This window comes from Burkholderia lata, assembly GCF_902499025.1.
Classification (GTDB): Bacteria; Pseudomonadota; Gammaproteobacteria; order Burkholderiales; family Burkholderiaceae; genus Burkholderia; species Burkholderia lata_C.
Genome location: NZ_CABVPW010000061.1, coordinates 1 through 15,885 on the forward strand (window position 1 = coordinate 1; position 15,885 = coordinate 15,885).

The following is a 15,885-nucleotide window of genomic DNA, read 5'->3' on the forward strand; positions in this document are numbered from 1 at the left end:
GGCCGCGCGCGCGACGGCACAGCCGGGCACGCCGGCCCAGGGCGGCGCGTCGGCGCGCGATGCTGCGCAGGGCTTGCCGGCAGGCGCGCGACAGGGCGCGTCGCTGTCGCCCGATACGGCCGATCTGCTCGGTGAGCGATCCGATGCGCACTGGACGCCCGCGCGGGCCGAACTGGCCACCGCGTCGTCCGATTCGCAGGCGCAGACGCTTGCGACCGTGCACCCGGCCGCCGTGCCGCTCGTCCGGCAGCAGCTCGACGCGCTCGCGACCGACCAGTTCCGCTGGGCGGGCGAGGCGTGGCCCGGCGCGCGGCTCGACTGGACGATCGAGCCCGACGATCCGGGCAACCGTGCGCCGCGCGGCGACGGCGACGCGGGTGACGGCATCGCCTGGCGCACGCGCCTGACGCTGACGCTGGCGTCGCTCGGCACGGTCGACGCGGAGCTGGTGCTGAACGGCACGCAGCTCGTCGCGCGGCTGCGCGCGAACCAGACGGGCGCCGACCGCCTCACGCGGCACGAGGCAGCGCTGCGGCAGCGGCTCGAAGGGTCGGGGCTCAAGGTGGGCGGGCTGTCGATCCGCGCGGTCGACGACGGCCCGGACGGTTTCGACCTGTTTGCGGCGCAGGCGGCGGCCGCCGCGTACGCGAGCGGTTCGGCCTCGGCCGGCGGCCCCGCGACGCGTGCGCCGGATACCGGCGACGAGGCGCTGCAATGAGCATGACGTCCCGCAAGCGCGCGGCCGCGCTCGTCTACGATCCGAAAGGCGGCGATGCGGCGCCGCGCGTGGTTGCGAAGGGCTATGGCGTGCTCGCCGAGATGATCGTCGCGCGCGCGCACGATGCGGGGTTGTACGTGCATACGGCGCCGGAGATGGTGTCGCTGCTGATGCAGGTCGACCTCGACGACCGGATTCCGCCGCAGCTCTACCAGGCGGTCGCGGATCTGCTCGCGTGGCTGTACGCGCTCGACCGCACCGAGCCCGCGCCGGACGACACCGCGCCGCGCTTTCCGCTGCCGCCGCTGCGCTGAACGGCCCGGCATCACGCGATTTCTTACGAAATGCCGTCTCGACCTTGCAAGGTCATTCTGTCGATATTTTTCGCCTATTGATCGACATCGCGATGCAACGTGCGCGCTTTGTCCACATTTCCTCTCTCATGGGACTTGCCGCTGCGTCCCCGGGCTGATTGAGCGGGCAATCGATTTATGTAATGATATCCATTCTCATTTTCATGTTGCTCGGGCGGCGCGCACGCTTTGCGCGCCGCCCGTTGTTTTGAACGAATGGAATCTCTCGCGTGAACGCGCCCGAAACGATCAATCCGCCCAAGACGGGGACTTCCCGCGCGGGCGTCACCGTGCTGCACCCGGCGGCCCGCCCGCTGAGCGACGACGAACTGGCCGCACGCCGCCAGCGCTCGCGCCGCGCGACCTTCATCAAGTGGCTGCGCAAGGTGCACGGCTGGGTCGGGTTGTGGGGCGCGGTGCTCGGGCTGCTGTTCGGCGTGACGGGGGTGTTGCTCAACCACCGCGCACCGCCGCTGAAGATTTCGACCGGCGAGCCGCAGGTCGAGGAGATGCAGATCGCGCTGCCGGATCCGGCGCCGAAGACACCCGCCGCGATGACGAAATGGCTGCAGCACGAACTGCATTTCGACGGCAAGCCGGGCCGCATGCGCAAGGAGCCTGCACAGCCCGTGGCGTGGGGCGACAAGCGCGTGATGCAACCGGAGCACTGGCAGATGGGTCTGTTCGGCCCGCATCAGAACCTGCAGGCCGAATACTGGGTCGGCAACGGCTATGTCGCGGTGAAGCGCACGGGCAACACGTTCCTGACGACGTTGAACAACCTGCATCGCGGCGTCGGGATGAATCTCGGCTGGGTGCTGCTGATGGACACGATCGCGGGCTCGCTGATCCTGCTGTCGCTGACCGGCGTGCTGCTGTGGACCGAGCTGAACAAGCGCCGCACGGTCGGCGTCGTGCTGGTGGTCGGTTCGGTCGCCGCGGCGCTGGCCGCGGGCCTGACCTGATCGGCGGCACGCGCCGGCAGGGTGCCGGCTCGTGCCGTTTCGCTGGTTTCGTCCGCTTCGCTCGTCGTCGGCGCGTACCCGGTGCGTATCCAGTGCGTATCCAGTGCGTATCCGGCGCGACCGCGCGCCGGAGCCGGTGGCGATCAGAGGCCGCAGGCCGCGCCGCTGTTCGCCGCGATTTCGCGCGCAGCCTTCGCGCCTTCGACCTGCAGGATGGTCGGCAGCGACACGTTGTTCTTCGCTGCGGTGATCTCGGCGAGGATCGAGATCGCGATTTCCGGCGGCGTCCGGCTGCCGATGTAGATGCCGGCCGGCCCGTGCAGCCGGCCCAGTTCCGCTTCGTTCAGGTCGAATTCGCGCAACCGCTCGCGCCGTGCCGCGTTGTTGCGCCGCGAGCCGAGCGCGCCCACGTAGAACGCGGGCGTCTTCAGCGCCTCCATCAGCGCGAGATCGTCGAGCTTCGGATCGTGCGTGAGCGCGATCACGGCCGAACGCGCATCGAGGTTCATGTCGAGCACCGTATCGTCGGGCATCGTGTGCACGACGCGCGTACCCGGCACGTCCCACGCATCCGTGTATTCCTCACGCGGATCGCACACCGTCACCTGGTAGTCGAGCCCGACCGCGATCTGGCACAGATAGCGTGACAACTGGCCGGCGCCGATCACGAGCATCCGGTAGCGTGGCCCGTGGATCGTCATGAGCCGTTCGCCGTCGAACGCGAGCCCGTCGGCCGCCTGCGCGGGCGACAGCGAGGCGCGGCCGGTCGCGAGCGTCATCGTGCGCGTGACGAGGCGGCCGGCCTCGACTTCCGCGCACAGCGCGGCAATCCCGCTGTCGCGCGTGAGCGGCTCGAGAACGAGCTGGATCGTGCCGCCGCAAGGCAGCCCGAAGCGGTGTGCTTCCTCGGCCGTCACGCCGTACTTGAGCGCTTCCGGGCGTGCGTCGGCCGCGATCCCGCTCGCGTGCACGCGGGCGATCAGGTCGTCCTCGATACACCCGCCGGACACGGAGCCGACCACGAGCCCGTCCTCGCGCACCGCGAGCATCGCGCCTTCGGGGCGCGGCGACGAGCCCCACGTCTTCACGACCGTCACGAGCAGCACGCGGCGCCCTTCTTCGAGCCAGCGCGCGCTGGATTTCAATACATCGAGATCGACGCTTTCCATCATCTTCTTCCTGTTGCCGGGCGGCCCGCTGCCCGGGACCGTCGTTCGATGGCGGGATTATGAACCGCGCGGCGCGCACGTGCAGGCAGTGCGGTGGCGCGTGCGGGCAAATCCGGAGAATCGGGCAAGAGATCGCGACGATCGGACAGCGATCGATCGCGGGAACGGCACCGCGGCCGGTTCGGGAGGGCGCGCGCGGGACGCCGGTGGCGGGCCCGCGCGGTGTTCGTCGCGACGCGCGGCCTGCGCGCGCCGCTGCGGCACTCAGTGCGCGTCGTGCTGACCGTGTGCGAGCTTCGAGTGGTGACGCGAGTACAGGAAGTAGATCACGAGGCCGATCACGAGCCAGATACCGAACGCGGCCCACGTGATGGGCTGCAGGTTCAGCATCAGGAACAGGCACGACGCGACCGCGAGGATCGGCACCACCGGCACGCCGGGGCAGCGGAACGCGCGCGGCAGGTCGGGGTGCGTGCGGCGCAGCACGAGCACCGCGATCGACACCATCGAGAACGCCGCGAGCGTGCCGATGTTGATCAGTTCTGCGAGCACGTTGAGCGGCACGAGCGCGGCGATCAGCCCGAAGAACAGGCCGACGAGCCAGGTCGTCAGGAACGGCGTCGCGTAGCGCGGGTGTACGCGCGACAGCGCTGCCGGCAGCAGCCCGTCGCGCGACATCGCGAAGATCACGCGCGTCTGGCCGTAGCTCATCACGAGGATCACGGTCAGCATGCCGAGCACGGCGCCGAGATCGATGAAGCCTGCCACCCAAGTCTCGCCGGCCATCTGCAGCGCGTACGAGATCGGGTGCGAGATGTTCGCGTACTGGGCCGACGGCACGATGCCGGTCGCGACCGCGGCGACCGTCACGTACAGCACCGCGCACACCGCGAGCGACGCGATGATGCCGATCGGCAGGTCGCGTTTCGGGTTCTTCACTTCCTCGGCCGCCGACGACACCGCGTCGAAGCCGATGAACGCGAAGAACATCACGGCCGCTGCGCCGAACACGCCGTTCCAGCCGTGCGGCATGAACGGCTGCCAGTTCGCGGGCGTCACGTGGAACACGCCGACCGCGATCACGAGCAGGACGACCGACACCTTGATGAACACCATGATGTTGTTGATGCGGGTCGACTCGCGGATGCCGATCGACAGCAGCGTCGTGATCACGATCATCACCAGGAACGCGGGCAGGTTGAACCACGTGACGACGCCCGGCACCGCACCGGGCGCGGCGGTCAGCACGGTGGGCAGCGTGAGCCCGAAGCCCTGCAGCAGCGACTGCAGGTAGCCCGACCAGCCGACCGACACGGCCGACGACGCGAGGCCGTATTCGAGCATCAGGTCCCAGCCGATGATCCACGCGACGAGCTCGCCGAGGGTGGCGTACGAGTACGTGTAGATCGAGCCGGCGACGGGGATCGTCGACGCGAACTCCGCGTACGACAGTGCGGCGAGGCCGCACGCGATCGCGGCGATCACGAACGACAGCATCAGTGCGGGGCCGGCCTGCACGGCGCCGGTACCGGTCAGCACGAAGATGCCGGTGCCGATGATCGCGCCGATGCCGAGGAAGGTGAGGTCGATCGCGCCGAGCGCTTTCTTGAGCCCGGCGGCATGCGCGCCGGCGATCATGCGATCGACGTTTTTCTTGCGGAAGAGAGACATTGCGGATGAATCGCCAGCGCGCGCAGGCGCGGTAGCGCTGACTGAGTGAAAACCCGTAATTTTAGCCGATTTGGCGCACAAGACCCGCTGCAGCGCAGCGCAGCGTCACTGAATCGTCCGATAAAACAAGCGCTTGCGCTTCAGACGGGCGGCAGTGCGCGGCGGCGCGGCATGTGCCGCGTCGCTGGATCGGGTGAACCGGGTGGATCGGGGAAATCAGGCGCCGGCCGTGGGCGCCATGTCGACGAGCCGGTTGCTCATCACGTAGAACGTGAGCTCCGCGTTGTTCGACAGCCGCATCTTCTCGAGCAGCCGCGACCGGTACACGCTCACCGTCTTCACGGACAGCGACAGCGTGTTCGCGATGTCGGTGAGCCGCTTGCCGGACGCGAGCATGCAGAGCGTCTGGTATTCGCGGTCGGACAGCTTCTCGTGCGGCAGCGGTTCGTTCTCGAACGACACGTATTCGGCGAGCGCCTCGGCCATCGCGGGGCTCACGTACTTGCGGCCGGCCGCGACCTGCTGGATCGCGCCGATCATCTGCGCGGCATTGACCGTCTTCGACAGGTAGCCGGCGGCGCCGGCCTTCAGCGCGCGCACCGCGTACTGATCCTCGCGGTACATCGAGAACATCAGCACCGGCGTGCGCGGCAGCTTGCGCTTGAGGCGCTTGAGCACTTCGATGCCGTTGGTGTCCGGCAGCGAGATGTCGAGCAGGATCACGTCGAATTCCTGCTTGTCGACGGCCGTCATCGCGTCACCGCCGTTTTCGGCCTCGGTGACGTTGCGTGCGACGCCGCGGTCGATCAGCAACTGGCGGATCCCTTGCCGGACGATCGCGTGATCGTCCACGAGCAGGATGTTCAGGCTCATGACGACCTCACGAAAGCGACGCGCGGCGGGCCGTGACGGGCACCGCGAGCAGCGAATCCCAAGCGAAGCGCGCGGTGACGCGCGTGCCGTGGCCGGTGTCCGGCGTGGCCGTCTCGAAGCTGCCGCCGAACGCCTCGCAGCGGGCGCGCATGCCGGCGAGACCGTAGCCGGTGCGACGGCTACGGGAGAAACCGGTCCCATCGTCGGAGACAATCAGTGACAGATGCGTGCCGTCGGTGGCGATGCGCACATCGACCGACGTCGCGCGTGCGTGCTTCGCGACGTTCGACAACGCTTCCTGCGCGACGCGGAACACCGCGAGCGCGCTGGCGCCGGCGATCTGCGTCAGGCGCGCGTCGGCCGCACAGACGAAGCTGGTGCGCAGGCCGGTGCGTGCCGCATGGGTGTCGACCCACGACGACAGCGTGCCGACCACGCCCGCGTCGAGCGCCGGCGTGTCGCGTTCTTCGATCAGCCGGCGATTCGCGTCGGTCGCGGCGTCGAGCGCCTGCTGCGCAAGCTCCAGCGCGCGCAGGCAACCGTCCGGCGCATCGGCCGGCAGCCACGTTTGAACGTTTGCGAGCGCGAAACGCGCAGCGGTGAGTTCGGCGCCGAGCCCGTCGTGCAGCTCGCCGGCCAGGTGGCGGCGGGCCGCTTCGTCGGCGGCGAGCAACTGGGCAGACAGCGCTGCGATCCGCGCGGCAGAGGTACCGCGTTTCGGCGAGACGCCGGCAATGGGCGGAGTCGCGACGCAGCCCGGCACGCGCTGTTGCGACGGGAACGGGGCGTGGGCGCCCAAAGGCGCGTTAAGCGACGTATCCATGACTCTCCCTGCTGTCAGAAAGCGGTTCAGACACCGGCTGGCTGCGTGGATCGGCTGCCGTTTCGATGACGGTCGCCGCCAGAGAATCGCCCCCTGCCGAGGTAACAAAAGTTACGTCTTGTAACACTTGCATCCGACCCTTCCACTCTCATCCGAACGGCAACCACGCGCGGCGAATAATATCTCAAAATTTCTGAAAACGTCATGTCGGGCGGACATTTAAGGGTAAATGTGAATAATCGGAATGAACGTGTTGTAGGAAAAACACTGACACCCGAGCACCGGACGATGACGTATCCAAATGTAACTATTTGAGATGTGATGATCCCAATTTGTTACGAATTCGCCAAGTAGGGATGAAAAAAAACCGGAGCTTTCGCTCCGGTTCTTGATGACGCGCAAATTTGGGGATCGATCAGTCCACGAATGCGCGCTCGATCACGTAGTGGCCCGGCGCGCTGTTCTTGCCTTCGACGAGGCCGGCCTGCTTCAGCAGGTCGGTCGTGTCCTTCAGCATCGCGGTGCTGCCGCACAGCATCACGCGGTCGTTTTCCGGCGAGAACGGCGGGACGTCGAGATCCGTGAACAGCTTGCCCGTCGAGATCAGGTCGGTGATCCGGCCTTCGTTGTCGAACGCTTCGCGCGTGACCGTCGGGTAGTAGACGAGCTTTTCCTTGATGATGTCGCCAAGGTATTCGTGGCCCGGCAGGTCGTGCTTGATGAAGTCCATGTACGCGAGCTCGCCCTTCAGGCGGCACGTGTGCGTCAGGATCACCTTGTCGAAGCGTTCGTAGATGTCCGGGTCGCGGATGATCGACATGAACGGCGCGAGGCCCGTGCCCGTGGACAGCATCCACAGCGTCTTGCCCGGCAGCAGGTTGTCGGCGACCAGCGTGCCCGTCGGCTTCTTGCCGATCAGCACCGTGTCGCCCACCTTCAGGTGCTGCAGGCGCGACGTCAGCGGGCCGTTCTGCACCTTGATGCTGAAGAATTCGAGATGCTCTTCGTAGTTCGGGCTGACGATCGAGTAGGCGCGCGCGAGCGGCTTGCCGTCGACCTCGAGGCCGACCATCGTGAATTCGCCGTTGTTGAAGCGCAGGCTCGCCTCACGGGTGCAGGTGAAGCTGAACAGCGTGTCGGTCCAGTGATGGACGGATTGGACGGTGGCGGTGTCGTATTTGCTCATGGCTTTGAAAACGGACGCGCGTAGCGAACGCGAGTAACGGGCCCAAAAACGGGCAAAAAAAACGAGTGCGACGGCCCGATCGCGGATCGGCCGGCCGGCGCGTCTGACACGCGCCTTCTCGATGACAGACGATTGAGGAACTCGTTATTTTACCCTGTTGACGCGGATCGCGGGCTTGACCCCCGTGGCCGCGCGGATTTGGCGCAACGAATTATTTCAATCAGCTTTCAATTTTTCAGCGCTCGGCCGCGAGTTTCGCGCCGAGGCCGACGAGCGCCACGCCGCACAGCGCGTCGAGCGGGCGTCGCACGCGACGGTAGCCGCGCTGCGCGCGCGGGCTCGCGAACAGGTACGCGACGCACGAATACCAGCCGGCCGACAGCACGCCGATCGTCACCAGCACCGCACCGTTGAACCACAGCGGCACGTGCGCGGGCAGCATCGCCGCGAACACGCTGGTCCAGAACGCACACGATTTCGGGTTCGTCAGGCACGTGAACAGGCCGCTGCGATACGCGCGCAGGTAGTCGCGTGCATGCGGCGCGGCCAGCGGCGCGCGTTCGTCGGGGGCATCGGCCGGCGTCGTGTCGCGGCGCACGCCCGCGCGCAGCAGCTTGAAGCCGAAATACACGAGGTACACGGCACCGCCGATCCGGATCGCCTCGTACAGCCATTCGACCTGGTGCAGCACGGCCGCGAGGCCGAGCATCGCGAGTGTCGCCCACGCGATCGACGCGGTGCCGACGCCGAGCGCCGACGCGGCGCCGAGGCTGCGCCGCCCGGCAAGCGACAGTTGCGAAATCATGAAGAAATTCGGGCCGGGGGTGATCGCCGCGACGAGATAGACGACGGCGATTTGCAGCAGGATCGGCAGGTAAGTCATGGCGGCGCGGCCCGGCGGCGGGCCTGGCGGAATGGGCAAGGCGTTAATGTAGCGCGCGCCGCGCGGCCGCGCTTTGGCGGCGCGCAATCCGGTTGCAACCCGGCTGAAATCCGGCCGGGAGCGGGAACGTTATTGCGGATCGAGGCGCAGGCGCGCGATGTACGGCAGGTGATCCGACAGCCACGCGGCCTCGCCGGACGGTGCGCGCCATTCGAGCGGTGTCAGCCCACGCACGAACATCTTGTCGAGCGCGAGCGCCGGCGAGAACGCAGGGAACGTGCGGCCCGATTCGCCGAGCAGCGTCGCGACCTCGGACAACCCGATCTCGCCGAACAGCGCGACCGAATCGTTGCGCCAGTCGTTGAAGTCGCCGGCGAGCATCAGCGGGCCGTCGCCCGCGTTGCGCACGATCCAGTGCGCGATCCAGTGCATCTGGCGCAGTCGCGCGGCGCGCGTGAGCGCGAGGTGCGCGCACAGCAGCGTGACCGGGCGCGCACCTGCGAGCGTCGCGCGCGCGACCAACAGGCCGCGCCGCTCGAAGCGGTGCGCGGAGATGTCCCAGCGGCCGCCGAGGTCGAGCGGGTGCGGTGACAGGATCGCGTTGCCATGCCGCCACGACGGCTTGAACACGTTCGGCCCGAGCGCGATCTGCCAGTCGAGCGCATGCGCGATCTCGGTGGCCTGGCAGTGCCATACGTCGTCGACCGCGTCGTCCATCGGCGCGCCGAAGCCGGGCGCGAGTACGGGGCGCGGCATGCGGCGCGCCATCGCTTCCTGCAGGAAATACACGTCGGCGTGCGTCGACTGCATCCAGTTGCGCATCGCGTTCCACGCGGTGAAGCCGAGCGGCGAGCGGCCCTTGTGCAGGTTCCAGCTCACCGCGGTGATTTCGTCGGGTGCGGCGTGCGGTTCGGCGAACGGCAGGGACAGGGCGTCGGCGGACATGACGCTCAATCCTTCGCGACGTGCGCCCGCACGCGGTACACGAGGCGCGGATGTTGCTCGACGAGCGTCCAGTCGGTCCACGCGTCGCCACCGACCGTCAGGCCGGGGTGGCTCGCGACGATTTGCCGCGGCGATGCAGGCACGCACGGATCGGCCGGCTTCGCGCCTTCGTCGTCGATCGTTTCCTGCACGTCGAGTGCGAGCGACACCGTGTTCGCACCGGCATCGGCGGTGAGCGGCGCGACCGTCACCGAGCGCGAACGCTCGGTCGGCACGACGCGCGCGGCATTGCCGCAGCCGACCGGCACGGCGGACGGATAGCGATGGGTATCGGTACGGGTCTGACCCACGGTGGTGCGCTGCTGGAACGTGTCGATGGTCTGACCGTCGCGCACCACCTGGATCTCCCACGCGACGGAGGCCGGTGCGGGGCTCTGCGCATGGGCGGCGAGCGCGACGCTCGCGAGCAGGATGGCCAGGCCGTGTTTCAGCATGAAACGTCTCCGGAAACGCGGAATAGCGGGGAACGGACGCACATCTTACGCCCGATCGATTTCGGTCGCGATGTGACAGGACGCGCCGCGGCAGGTTCGCCGCACGATGCGTTCCTGTTCGAAAGGTAGGGCCGCGTCATGCGTTTTCAAGCGAAAAAGCGCGTGAACTCGGCGACGGGCGCGCGCTCGGTGACGAGGCGGTTCTCGATCGCGCCGGGGTCCGCATGGCCGAGCGACATGCCGCAGACGAGCTGTTCGTTGGCGGGAATGCCGAGGTGTTCGGTGACGATCCGGTGAAACGGCACGAACGCAGCCTGCGGGCAGGTATCGAGCCCGCGTGCGCGCGCAGCCGTCATCACGCCCTGCAGGAACATCCCGCAGTCGAGCCATGCACCGTGGGTCATCACGCGGTCGAGCGTGAAGAACAGCGCGACCGGCGCATCGAAGAAGCGGAAGTTGCGTGCGTGCTGCGCATGCATGCGCGCCTTCTCGTCGCGGCCGATGTTCAACAGGCCGTACAGGTCCCAGCCGACCTTGCGGCGCCGGTCGATATACGGCGACACCCATTCGCGCGGGTAGTAGTCGTACTCGGCGACGTATTTCTCGTCGCGCGCGGGATCGTCGTGGGCCGCGGTGAGCGCGGCGGCGAGCGCATCGCGCGTGGCGCCGGTCGCGACGTACACGCGCCACGGCTGGATGTTGGTGCCCGACGGCGCGCGGCTCGCGGCTTCGAGGATCGCCTCGAGCGTGTCGCGCGGCACGGGTGTCGGCAGGAACGCGCGGATCGCGCGGCGCGACGTGAGCGCCGCGTCGACGGCATCGGCCGCATCGGCATCGACGCGCGGGACAGCAGTGGGGACGGACATCGGCATACCTTCGGGACGGGGTCCGACGCGCCGCGCGGGCGCCGTCGGCAAGGCCGGTGCGGCGGGTGAGTGAACCGACGATCATACGCCGCGGTACGCCGTCGTGCAGCGCGCGCGGGTGTTAGCAGCAGACTCGCGTGGCTGCTTGCTTGCGCGGGGATGCGGGATCGCTACACTGAAATCGTAAGGGTCTGATGGTCGTGTGACAGCAAGCGGCAGCGAGGTTGGTATGACGACGGCGATGGTGAAACAGGAACTGGCGGTGGCGTCCTTCAGCACGGTGTACGACCTCGAGCAGGTCGAGACGGCGCTGAGTGACCTGAACGAGAGCGCGAGCGACGCACTGCGCGCCACCTACGAGAGGATGCTCAAGACGGGCAATCTGCGCTTCTGCGTGAAGCCGAACCGGATGCCGTCGTTCGACGCGCTCGGCGAGGCATTGCCCAATTTCGCCGAGCCGCTCGACGACGTGCGCAAGCAGGTCGCGCTGTGCCTCGAAACGGACGACCGGCTCGAACTGATGCCGATCCTGCTGCTCGGGCCCCCGGGCATCGGCAAGACGCACTTTGCGAAGGCGCTCGCGCAACTGCTCGGCACCGCGTACCACTACGTGCCGATGAGTTCGCTGACGGCCGGCTGGATCCTGTCGGGCGCGTCGTCGCAATGGAAGAACGCGAAGCCCGGCAAGGTGTTCGATGCGCTCGTGAACGGCAGCTACGCGAACCCGGTGATCGCGGTCGACGAGATCGACAAGGCCGGCAGCGATGCGCAATACGATCCGCTCGGCGCGCTGTACGCGTTGCTCGAGCACGACACCGCGCGCGCATTCATCGACGAATTCGCGGAAGTGCCGATCGATGCGGGCAACGTGATCTGGATCGCGACCGCGAACGAGGCGCACGCGATTCCGGAGCCGCTGCTCAACCGGATGAACGTGTACGAGATCGAGCCGCCCGATGCGGCCGGCGCGCGCCGGATTGCGCAGACGATCTACGACGAGATCCGCACGTCGCATGCGTGGGGGCGGCGCTTCCCGGACACCCTCGGCGACGACGCGCTCGACGTGCTGGCCGCGACACCGCCACGCACGATGCGCCGCGCGCTGCTGCACGCATTCGGCGCCGCGCGGCTCGACGGCCGCGATGCGATCGCGCCGCGCGACATCCGGGCCGACGAAGGCGCCGCGAAGCGCCGGCCGATCGGCTTCTGAACGAGCGGCGCACGCACTGCACGGCGGCGTGCGCGCCGTGCAGTGCCGTGAGTCGTGCCATGCGTCGCACGTCATGCAAGGCGTCGTCGCGATACGTTGCACGACCCTCGGCAAGCGGATGAACCGGGACGTACAATTCTCTTCTCTCCCCTCGACGCGCTAGCGGCGCGAAACGTCATGGAGCAGATGGATTGTGTCGTGATCGGCGCGGGCGTCGTCGGTCTTGCGATTGCGCGCGAACTGGCCGCGCGCGGGCGTGAAACGCTCGTGCTCGAGGCCGCCGATGCGATCGGCACCGGGACGAGTGCGCGCAACAGCGAAGTGATCCATGCGGGGCTCTACTATCCGCGCGGGTCGCTGAAGGCGATGTCGTGCGTGCACGGGCGCGACCTGCTGTACGAATTCTGCGAGACGCATCAGGTGCCGCACCGGCGCGCCGGCAAGCTGCTCGTCGCCACGAGTGCCGCGCAGGTGAAACAGCTGAAGGCGATCGCCGCGCGCGCGACCGAAAACGGTGTGCTCGACCTGATGCCGCTCACGCGCGCCGAGGCGCAGACGCTCGAGCCCGCGCTCGAATGCGTCGAGGCGCTGTTCTCGCCGTCCACCGGCATCGTCGACAGCCACCAGCTGATGCTCGCGCTGCTTGGCGACGCGGAGCGCGACGGCGCGGTGTGCGCGCTGAAATCCCCGGTGGAATCGATCGACGTGCTGCGCGGCGGGCGCTTCGTCGTGCGCACGGGCGGCGACGCGCCGACCGAGATCGAGGCCGCCTGCGTGATCAACAGCGCGGGCCTCGGCGCCCAGGCGCTGGCGCGCCGCATGCGCGGCCTCGACCCGCGCTGGGTGCCGCCGCTCTATCTCGCGCGCGGCAACTACTTCAGCCTGTCGGGCCGAGCGCCGTTCTCGCACCTGATCTACCCGATGCCCGACCGCGCGGGGCTCGGTGTGCACCTGACGCTCGACCTCGGCGGGCAGGCGCGCTTCGGCCCGGACGTCGAATGGGTCGATGTGCTGCGCTACGAAGTCGATCCCGCGCGCGCAACCGCGTTCTACGCGTCGATTCGTGCGTTCTGGCCTGAGTTGCCCGACGACGCGCTGCAGCCGGCGTACGCGGGCATCCGGCCGAAGGTCGCAGGCCCCGGCGAGCCGCCGGCCGATTTCATCGTGCAGGGCGCCGCGCAGCATGGCGTGCGCGGGCTCGTGAACCTGTTCGGCATCGAATCGCCGGGGCTCACCGCATCGCTCGCGCTCGCGCAGCGCGTGGGCGACATGACGGCTTACCGCTGACGCGGCGCGAGTGTGGCGGGTATGTGGCGGGTATGTGGCGGATGCGTATCGGCCGTGTGGCGGCTGTGTGGCGGCCGTGTGAAATTCCTTATCTCTGGAATTTCGGCGCGCACATTTATTCGCTTGAGCGTTATTCTGTCGAACGGCTGTCGCCAGAACAGCTTTCAAACCGATAACGTTGGAGCGAGTCCCCCATGAAAACATCCCGTCGGAGTTTCCTGATTACGAGCATTGGTGCCGTGTCCGCGCTGGCGCTGTCGCGTGAAGCGCTGGCCGATGCGCCGATGCTCACGGAGAGCGACCCGACCGCGACGGCACTCGGCTACAAGGCCGATGCGACCAAGGTCGACAAGGCGAAGTACCCGAAATACGCAGCAGGCCAGGATTGCGCGGCCTGCATGCTGTACCAGGGCAAGAAGGGTTCGGCCTCGGGTCCGTGCGGTGCCTTCCCCGGCAAGCAGGTGTCGGCGAAGGGCTGGTGCAGCGCCTTCTCGAAGATGGGTTGAGGCTCGTGCGGCATCGTGCGATGCCGCATTGTGGCGAAAACCGCAAAACGCCCGCCGTCGAAAGACGGCGGGCGTTTTTTATTGCTTGAAAACGTTTTATATCTGCTGACCTCGTTGTGTCCAAGCGGGGCAAGTCGCTGCCGGCCAGTGCGATCCGCCATGTGAGAGAGGCAGCAGCCGGGGCTGGTCGCTGCGTTGGCGTGTCTTGCTGGTCTTATGGAAGCTGCGTCAGGATTCGATCGTAAAGAGAGGGTGGGAGATTGATCGTCCTGAGGATATCGCCCTCCGGGTAGATCAGGCCGTCCTTGGTCCAAGTCAGGCTGACGAGGACCCCGGATGTATCCCGGTAGGTCCGCTCGGCAAGAGGTCGTGCGTCGTCTCTCCCATACAGCTTCAGAACGATCGTATCTCCGAAGGAGCAATATTTCGCGACGTAGCGACCGTCAGGCGAGTATTCGGTCATCCGATCTCGAGGGCCGCAGGTGGCTCGCAATCGTGTGTCCTGCCAGTAGCGCCATGCAATGCCGAGCATCATCACGGCAGCGAAAGTGATGGCGACGCGTCGGATCGAGACACGGAGCATTTGCCTGGCTCGTTGAGCCCGGCCATCGCGATCCGACCAGATGAAACGCAACGCAAGAGTTATCGAGATTGATGCAATGACGATAAGGCTGCCGGCCAGCAGCAGGACGAGGGTGCCAACGCCAGTGGCTTCTGCGAAGGAACTCACGAAAACACGATCTCGATGGGTTGAGGGAGCGTTACGCAGCGATAGTCCGAGAAGATAATGAAATCGCCGCCGCGCCGGTGTCGTTGCTGCCACTCGCGAAACGACTTGTTTCTGACCGGATAGTAGATGTTGTCTCGAGAGCGTTTGCCACCGACGACGACGGGATAATCCAGCCAGGGCATGCCGACAATTCCAGCCGCGCCCGCTGCGGGTACGAGGACGACGCGCTTGTGGTTCCAGTGCCCGAGATATTGCGACTGAGCGTCGCCTTTGTCGGAAAACGTATAGTTGTCGCGCACATAGAGGTAAATCGACGTGACCGTTGCGCGGCTGGCCTCCCGGTTGAATTCGGCATACGCGACGGCCGCGTAGATGTTGAACGATCCCAGCGCTCCCGTCAGATCATCCGGCAAGCCACTGTTGGTCAGACGCTGCAGGATGAATTCGTCGAGTTTTTGACCGAACGTACTTTCAACGCCTGCGAACTGGAACTGGAAGCGTTTGTGCAATTCCACCAGATTTCCATTGCAAAGCGCCATCGCGTCGATCACCTCGTCCGGGGAGCGGACACGAGACAGGCACTTGTGCAGCGCGCTGAGGGCTCTAGGCGTGGTCAGTCGCTCGCGTTGTTGAAGCGCCACATATTGCGCTTTCGCGCGAGGGTATTTCAGAATCCATTCGAGCTTGATGGATCTCATGTCGTACATGTCGTCCGGATAAGGCTGGCCGTCCTGATTGATGCTTAGCATCTCGTCCTTGTCGGTCGGCGAATAGTTCAGCGCGCCGGCAAACCATCGCTCCATCAGCCTCGCGGATACCGGCATCCAGAGTCTTCGCATCGCGCCGGGAATCTCCTGGATATCCAGCGGTGCGATCGCCGGTTCCTTTTGGCGCTGTGCCGATGGTGCTGGTTTGGGACTTTTCGGCGCGCTCGGCGTGTGAAGCCACGTTTTGAATCGCGCGAGCGCTTCCGCCGCGGCCAGAAGATCGTCGAGCGAGTTGTTCACGCGATCCTTGTGAGTCAGGCGCTTGACGGGCTTGGGGGGCTTGGGTTTGACTGGCAACGGCGGCGGTGCTTGATTCAGCGAGAGCATGGTTTCGTGGGCGATTTCGCAACCGTCGAGCCCTTCGCATCGAGCCCATTTCCACAGCAGCCTGTTTGCCTCGTAATAGGGAATCTTGTTGTTGCTCATGGCGGTATCCGGG

Annotated in this window: 17 protein-coding genes; 6 read left to right on the plus strand and 11 right to left on the minus strand. The window is 66.8% G+C overall.

What is annotated here, in order from left to right:
• From fliK to BDI24065_RS37905, 3 genes are all read left to right on the plus strand, one after another.
• Positions 1-718 (plus strand): flagellar hook-length control protein FliK (gene fliK, locus BDI24065_RS37895; RefSeq protein WP_175035500.1); only part of this gene is annotated, 718 nt, incomplete at its 5' end.
• Complete coding sequence (locus BDI24065_RS37900) at positions 715-1,032, plus strand: EscU/YscU/HrcU family type III secretion system export apparatus switch protein (protein ID WP_166962517.1); 318 nt, start codon at positions 715-717, stop codon at positions 1,030-1,032. The genes fliK and BDI24065_RS37900, both read left to right, overlap by 4 nt.
• A 269-nt stretch (positions 1,033-1,301) precedes the next feature.
• Positions 1,302-2,036 carry a PepSY-associated TM helix domain-containing protein gene (locus BDI24065_RS37905; RefSeq protein WP_085041894.1) on the plus strand — a complete coding sequence of 245 codons (735 nt, stop codon included), beginning with the start codon at positions 1,302-1,304 and terminating at the stop codon, positions 2,034-2,036.
• Between the two features lie 143 nt (positions 2,037-2,179).
• On the opposite strand, the gene BDI24065_RS37910 is transcribed toward BDI24065_RS37905, so the two are convergent.
• The 9 genes from BDI24065_RS37910 to BDI24065_RS37950 all read right to left on the minus strand — a co-directional run bounded on the left by BDI24065_RS37910 (position 2,180) and on the right by BDI24065_RS37950 (position 10,946).
• Positions 2,180-3,205 carry an XdhC family protein gene (locus BDI24065_RS37910; RefSeq protein ID WP_175035526.1) on the minus strand — a complete coding sequence of 342 codons (1,026 nt, stop codon included), beginning with the start codon at positions 3,203-3,205 and terminating at the stop codon, positions 2,180-2,182.
• Between the two features lie 264 nt (positions 3,206-3,469).
• Complete coding sequence (locus tag BDI24065_RS37915) at positions 3,470-4,876, minus strand: amino acid permease (protein WP_175035501.1); 1,407 nt, start codon at positions 4,874-4,876, stop codon at positions 3,470-3,472.
• A 216-nt stretch (positions 4,877-5,092) separates the two neighbouring features.
• On the minus strand, positions 5,093-5,749 hold the full coding sequence (rqpR, locus tag BDI24065_RS37920) for a response regulator transcription factor RqpR (RefSeq protein WP_175035502.1): 657 nt from the start codon (positions 5,747-5,749) through the stop codon (positions 5,093-5,095).
• A gap of 7 nt (positions 5,750-5,756) precedes the next feature.
• Positions 5,757-6,572 carry a quorum system sensor histidine kinase RqpS gene (gene rqpS / locus BDI24065_RS37925; RefSeq protein WP_175035503.1) on the minus strand — a complete coding sequence of 272 codons (816 nt, stop codon included), beginning with the start codon at positions 6,570-6,572 and terminating at the stop codon, positions 5,757-5,759.
• Positions 6,573-6,987: 415 nt separating this feature from the next.
• Complete coding sequence (locus BDI24065_RS37930; RefSeq protein WP_043184673.1) at positions 6,988-7,758, minus strand: ferredoxin--NADP reductase; 771 nt, start codon at positions 7,756-7,758, stop codon at positions 6,988-6,990.
• Between the two features lie 235 nt (positions 7,759-7,993).
• The gene (locus BDI24065_RS37935; RefSeq protein ID WP_089431829.1) at positions 7,994-8,641 is read right to left on the minus strand and encodes a LysE family translocator; all 648 of its coding nucleotides are present in this window, start codon (positions 8,639-8,641) and stop codon (positions 7,994-7,996) included.
• 129 nt (positions 8,642-8,770) lie between these two features.
• Complete coding sequence (locus BDI24065_RS37940; protein WP_039354781.1) at positions 8,771-9,586, minus strand: endonuclease/exonuclease/phosphatase family protein; 816 nt, start codon at positions 9,584-9,586, stop codon at positions 8,771-8,773.
• Between the two features lie 5 nt (positions 9,587-9,591).
• Positions 9,592-10,080, minus strand: coding sequence for a hypothetical protein (locus BDI24065_RS37945; protein ID WP_175035504.1), 489 nt, complete (start codon positions 10,078-10,080; stop codon positions 9,592-9,594).
• A gap of 146 nt (positions 10,081-10,226) precedes the next feature.
• Positions 10,227-10,946 carry a nitroreductase gene (locus tag BDI24065_RS37950; RefSeq protein ID WP_175035505.1) on the minus strand — a complete coding sequence of 240 codons (720 nt, stop codon included), beginning with the start codon at positions 10,944-10,946 and terminating at the stop codon, positions 10,227-10,229.
• Between the two features lie 229 nt (positions 10,947-11,175).
• Here BDI24065_RS37950 and BDI24065_RS37955 point away from each other — a divergent pair, with 229 nt between their 5' ends.
• The 3 genes from BDI24065_RS37955 to BDI24065_RS37965 all read left to right on the plus strand — a co-directional run bounded on the left by BDI24065_RS37955 (position 11,176) and on the right by BDI24065_RS37965 (position 13,949).
• A complete protein-coding gene (locus tag BDI24065_RS37955; RefSeq protein WP_175015385.1) occupies positions 11,176-12,156 on the plus strand; it encodes an AAA family ATPase in 981 nt (326 codons plus the stop codon).
• A gap of 177 nt (positions 12,157-12,333) precedes the next feature.
• The gene (locus BDI24065_RS37960) at positions 12,334-13,443 is read left to right on the plus strand and encodes an NAD(P)/FAD-dependent oxidoreductase (RefSeq protein WP_175035506.1); all 1,110 of its coding nucleotides are present in this window, start codon (positions 12,334-12,336) and stop codon (positions 13,441-13,443) included.
• A 194-nt stretch (positions 13,444-13,637) separates the two neighbouring features.
• Positions 13,638-13,949 (plus strand): high-potential iron-sulfur protein, encoded by a 312-nt coding sequence (locus BDI24065_RS37965; RefSeq protein WP_175015387.1) that lies wholly within the window; start codon positions 13,638-13,640, stop codon positions 13,947-13,949.
• A 214-nt stretch (positions 13,950-14,163) separates the two neighbouring features.
• Here BDI24065_RS37965 and BDI24065_RS37970 read toward each other — a convergent pair whose 3' ends face one another.
• Both BDI24065_RS37970 and BDI24065_RS37975 read right to left on the minus strand, forming a co-directional pair.
• Complete coding sequence (locus BDI24065_RS37970; protein WP_175035507.1) at positions 14,164-14,679, minus strand: hypothetical protein; 516 nt, start codon at positions 14,677-14,679, stop codon at positions 14,164-14,166.
• Positions 14,676-15,872 carry a DUF6402 family protein gene (locus BDI24065_RS37975; RefSeq protein ID WP_175035508.1) on the minus strand — a complete coding sequence of 399 codons (1,197 nt, stop codon included), beginning with the start codon at positions 15,870-15,872 and terminating at the stop codon, positions 14,676-14,678. The genes BDI24065_RS37970 and BDI24065_RS37975 overlap by 4 nt, the downstream gene beginning before the upstream one ends.
• Positions 15,873-15,885 lie beyond the last annotated feature (13 nt).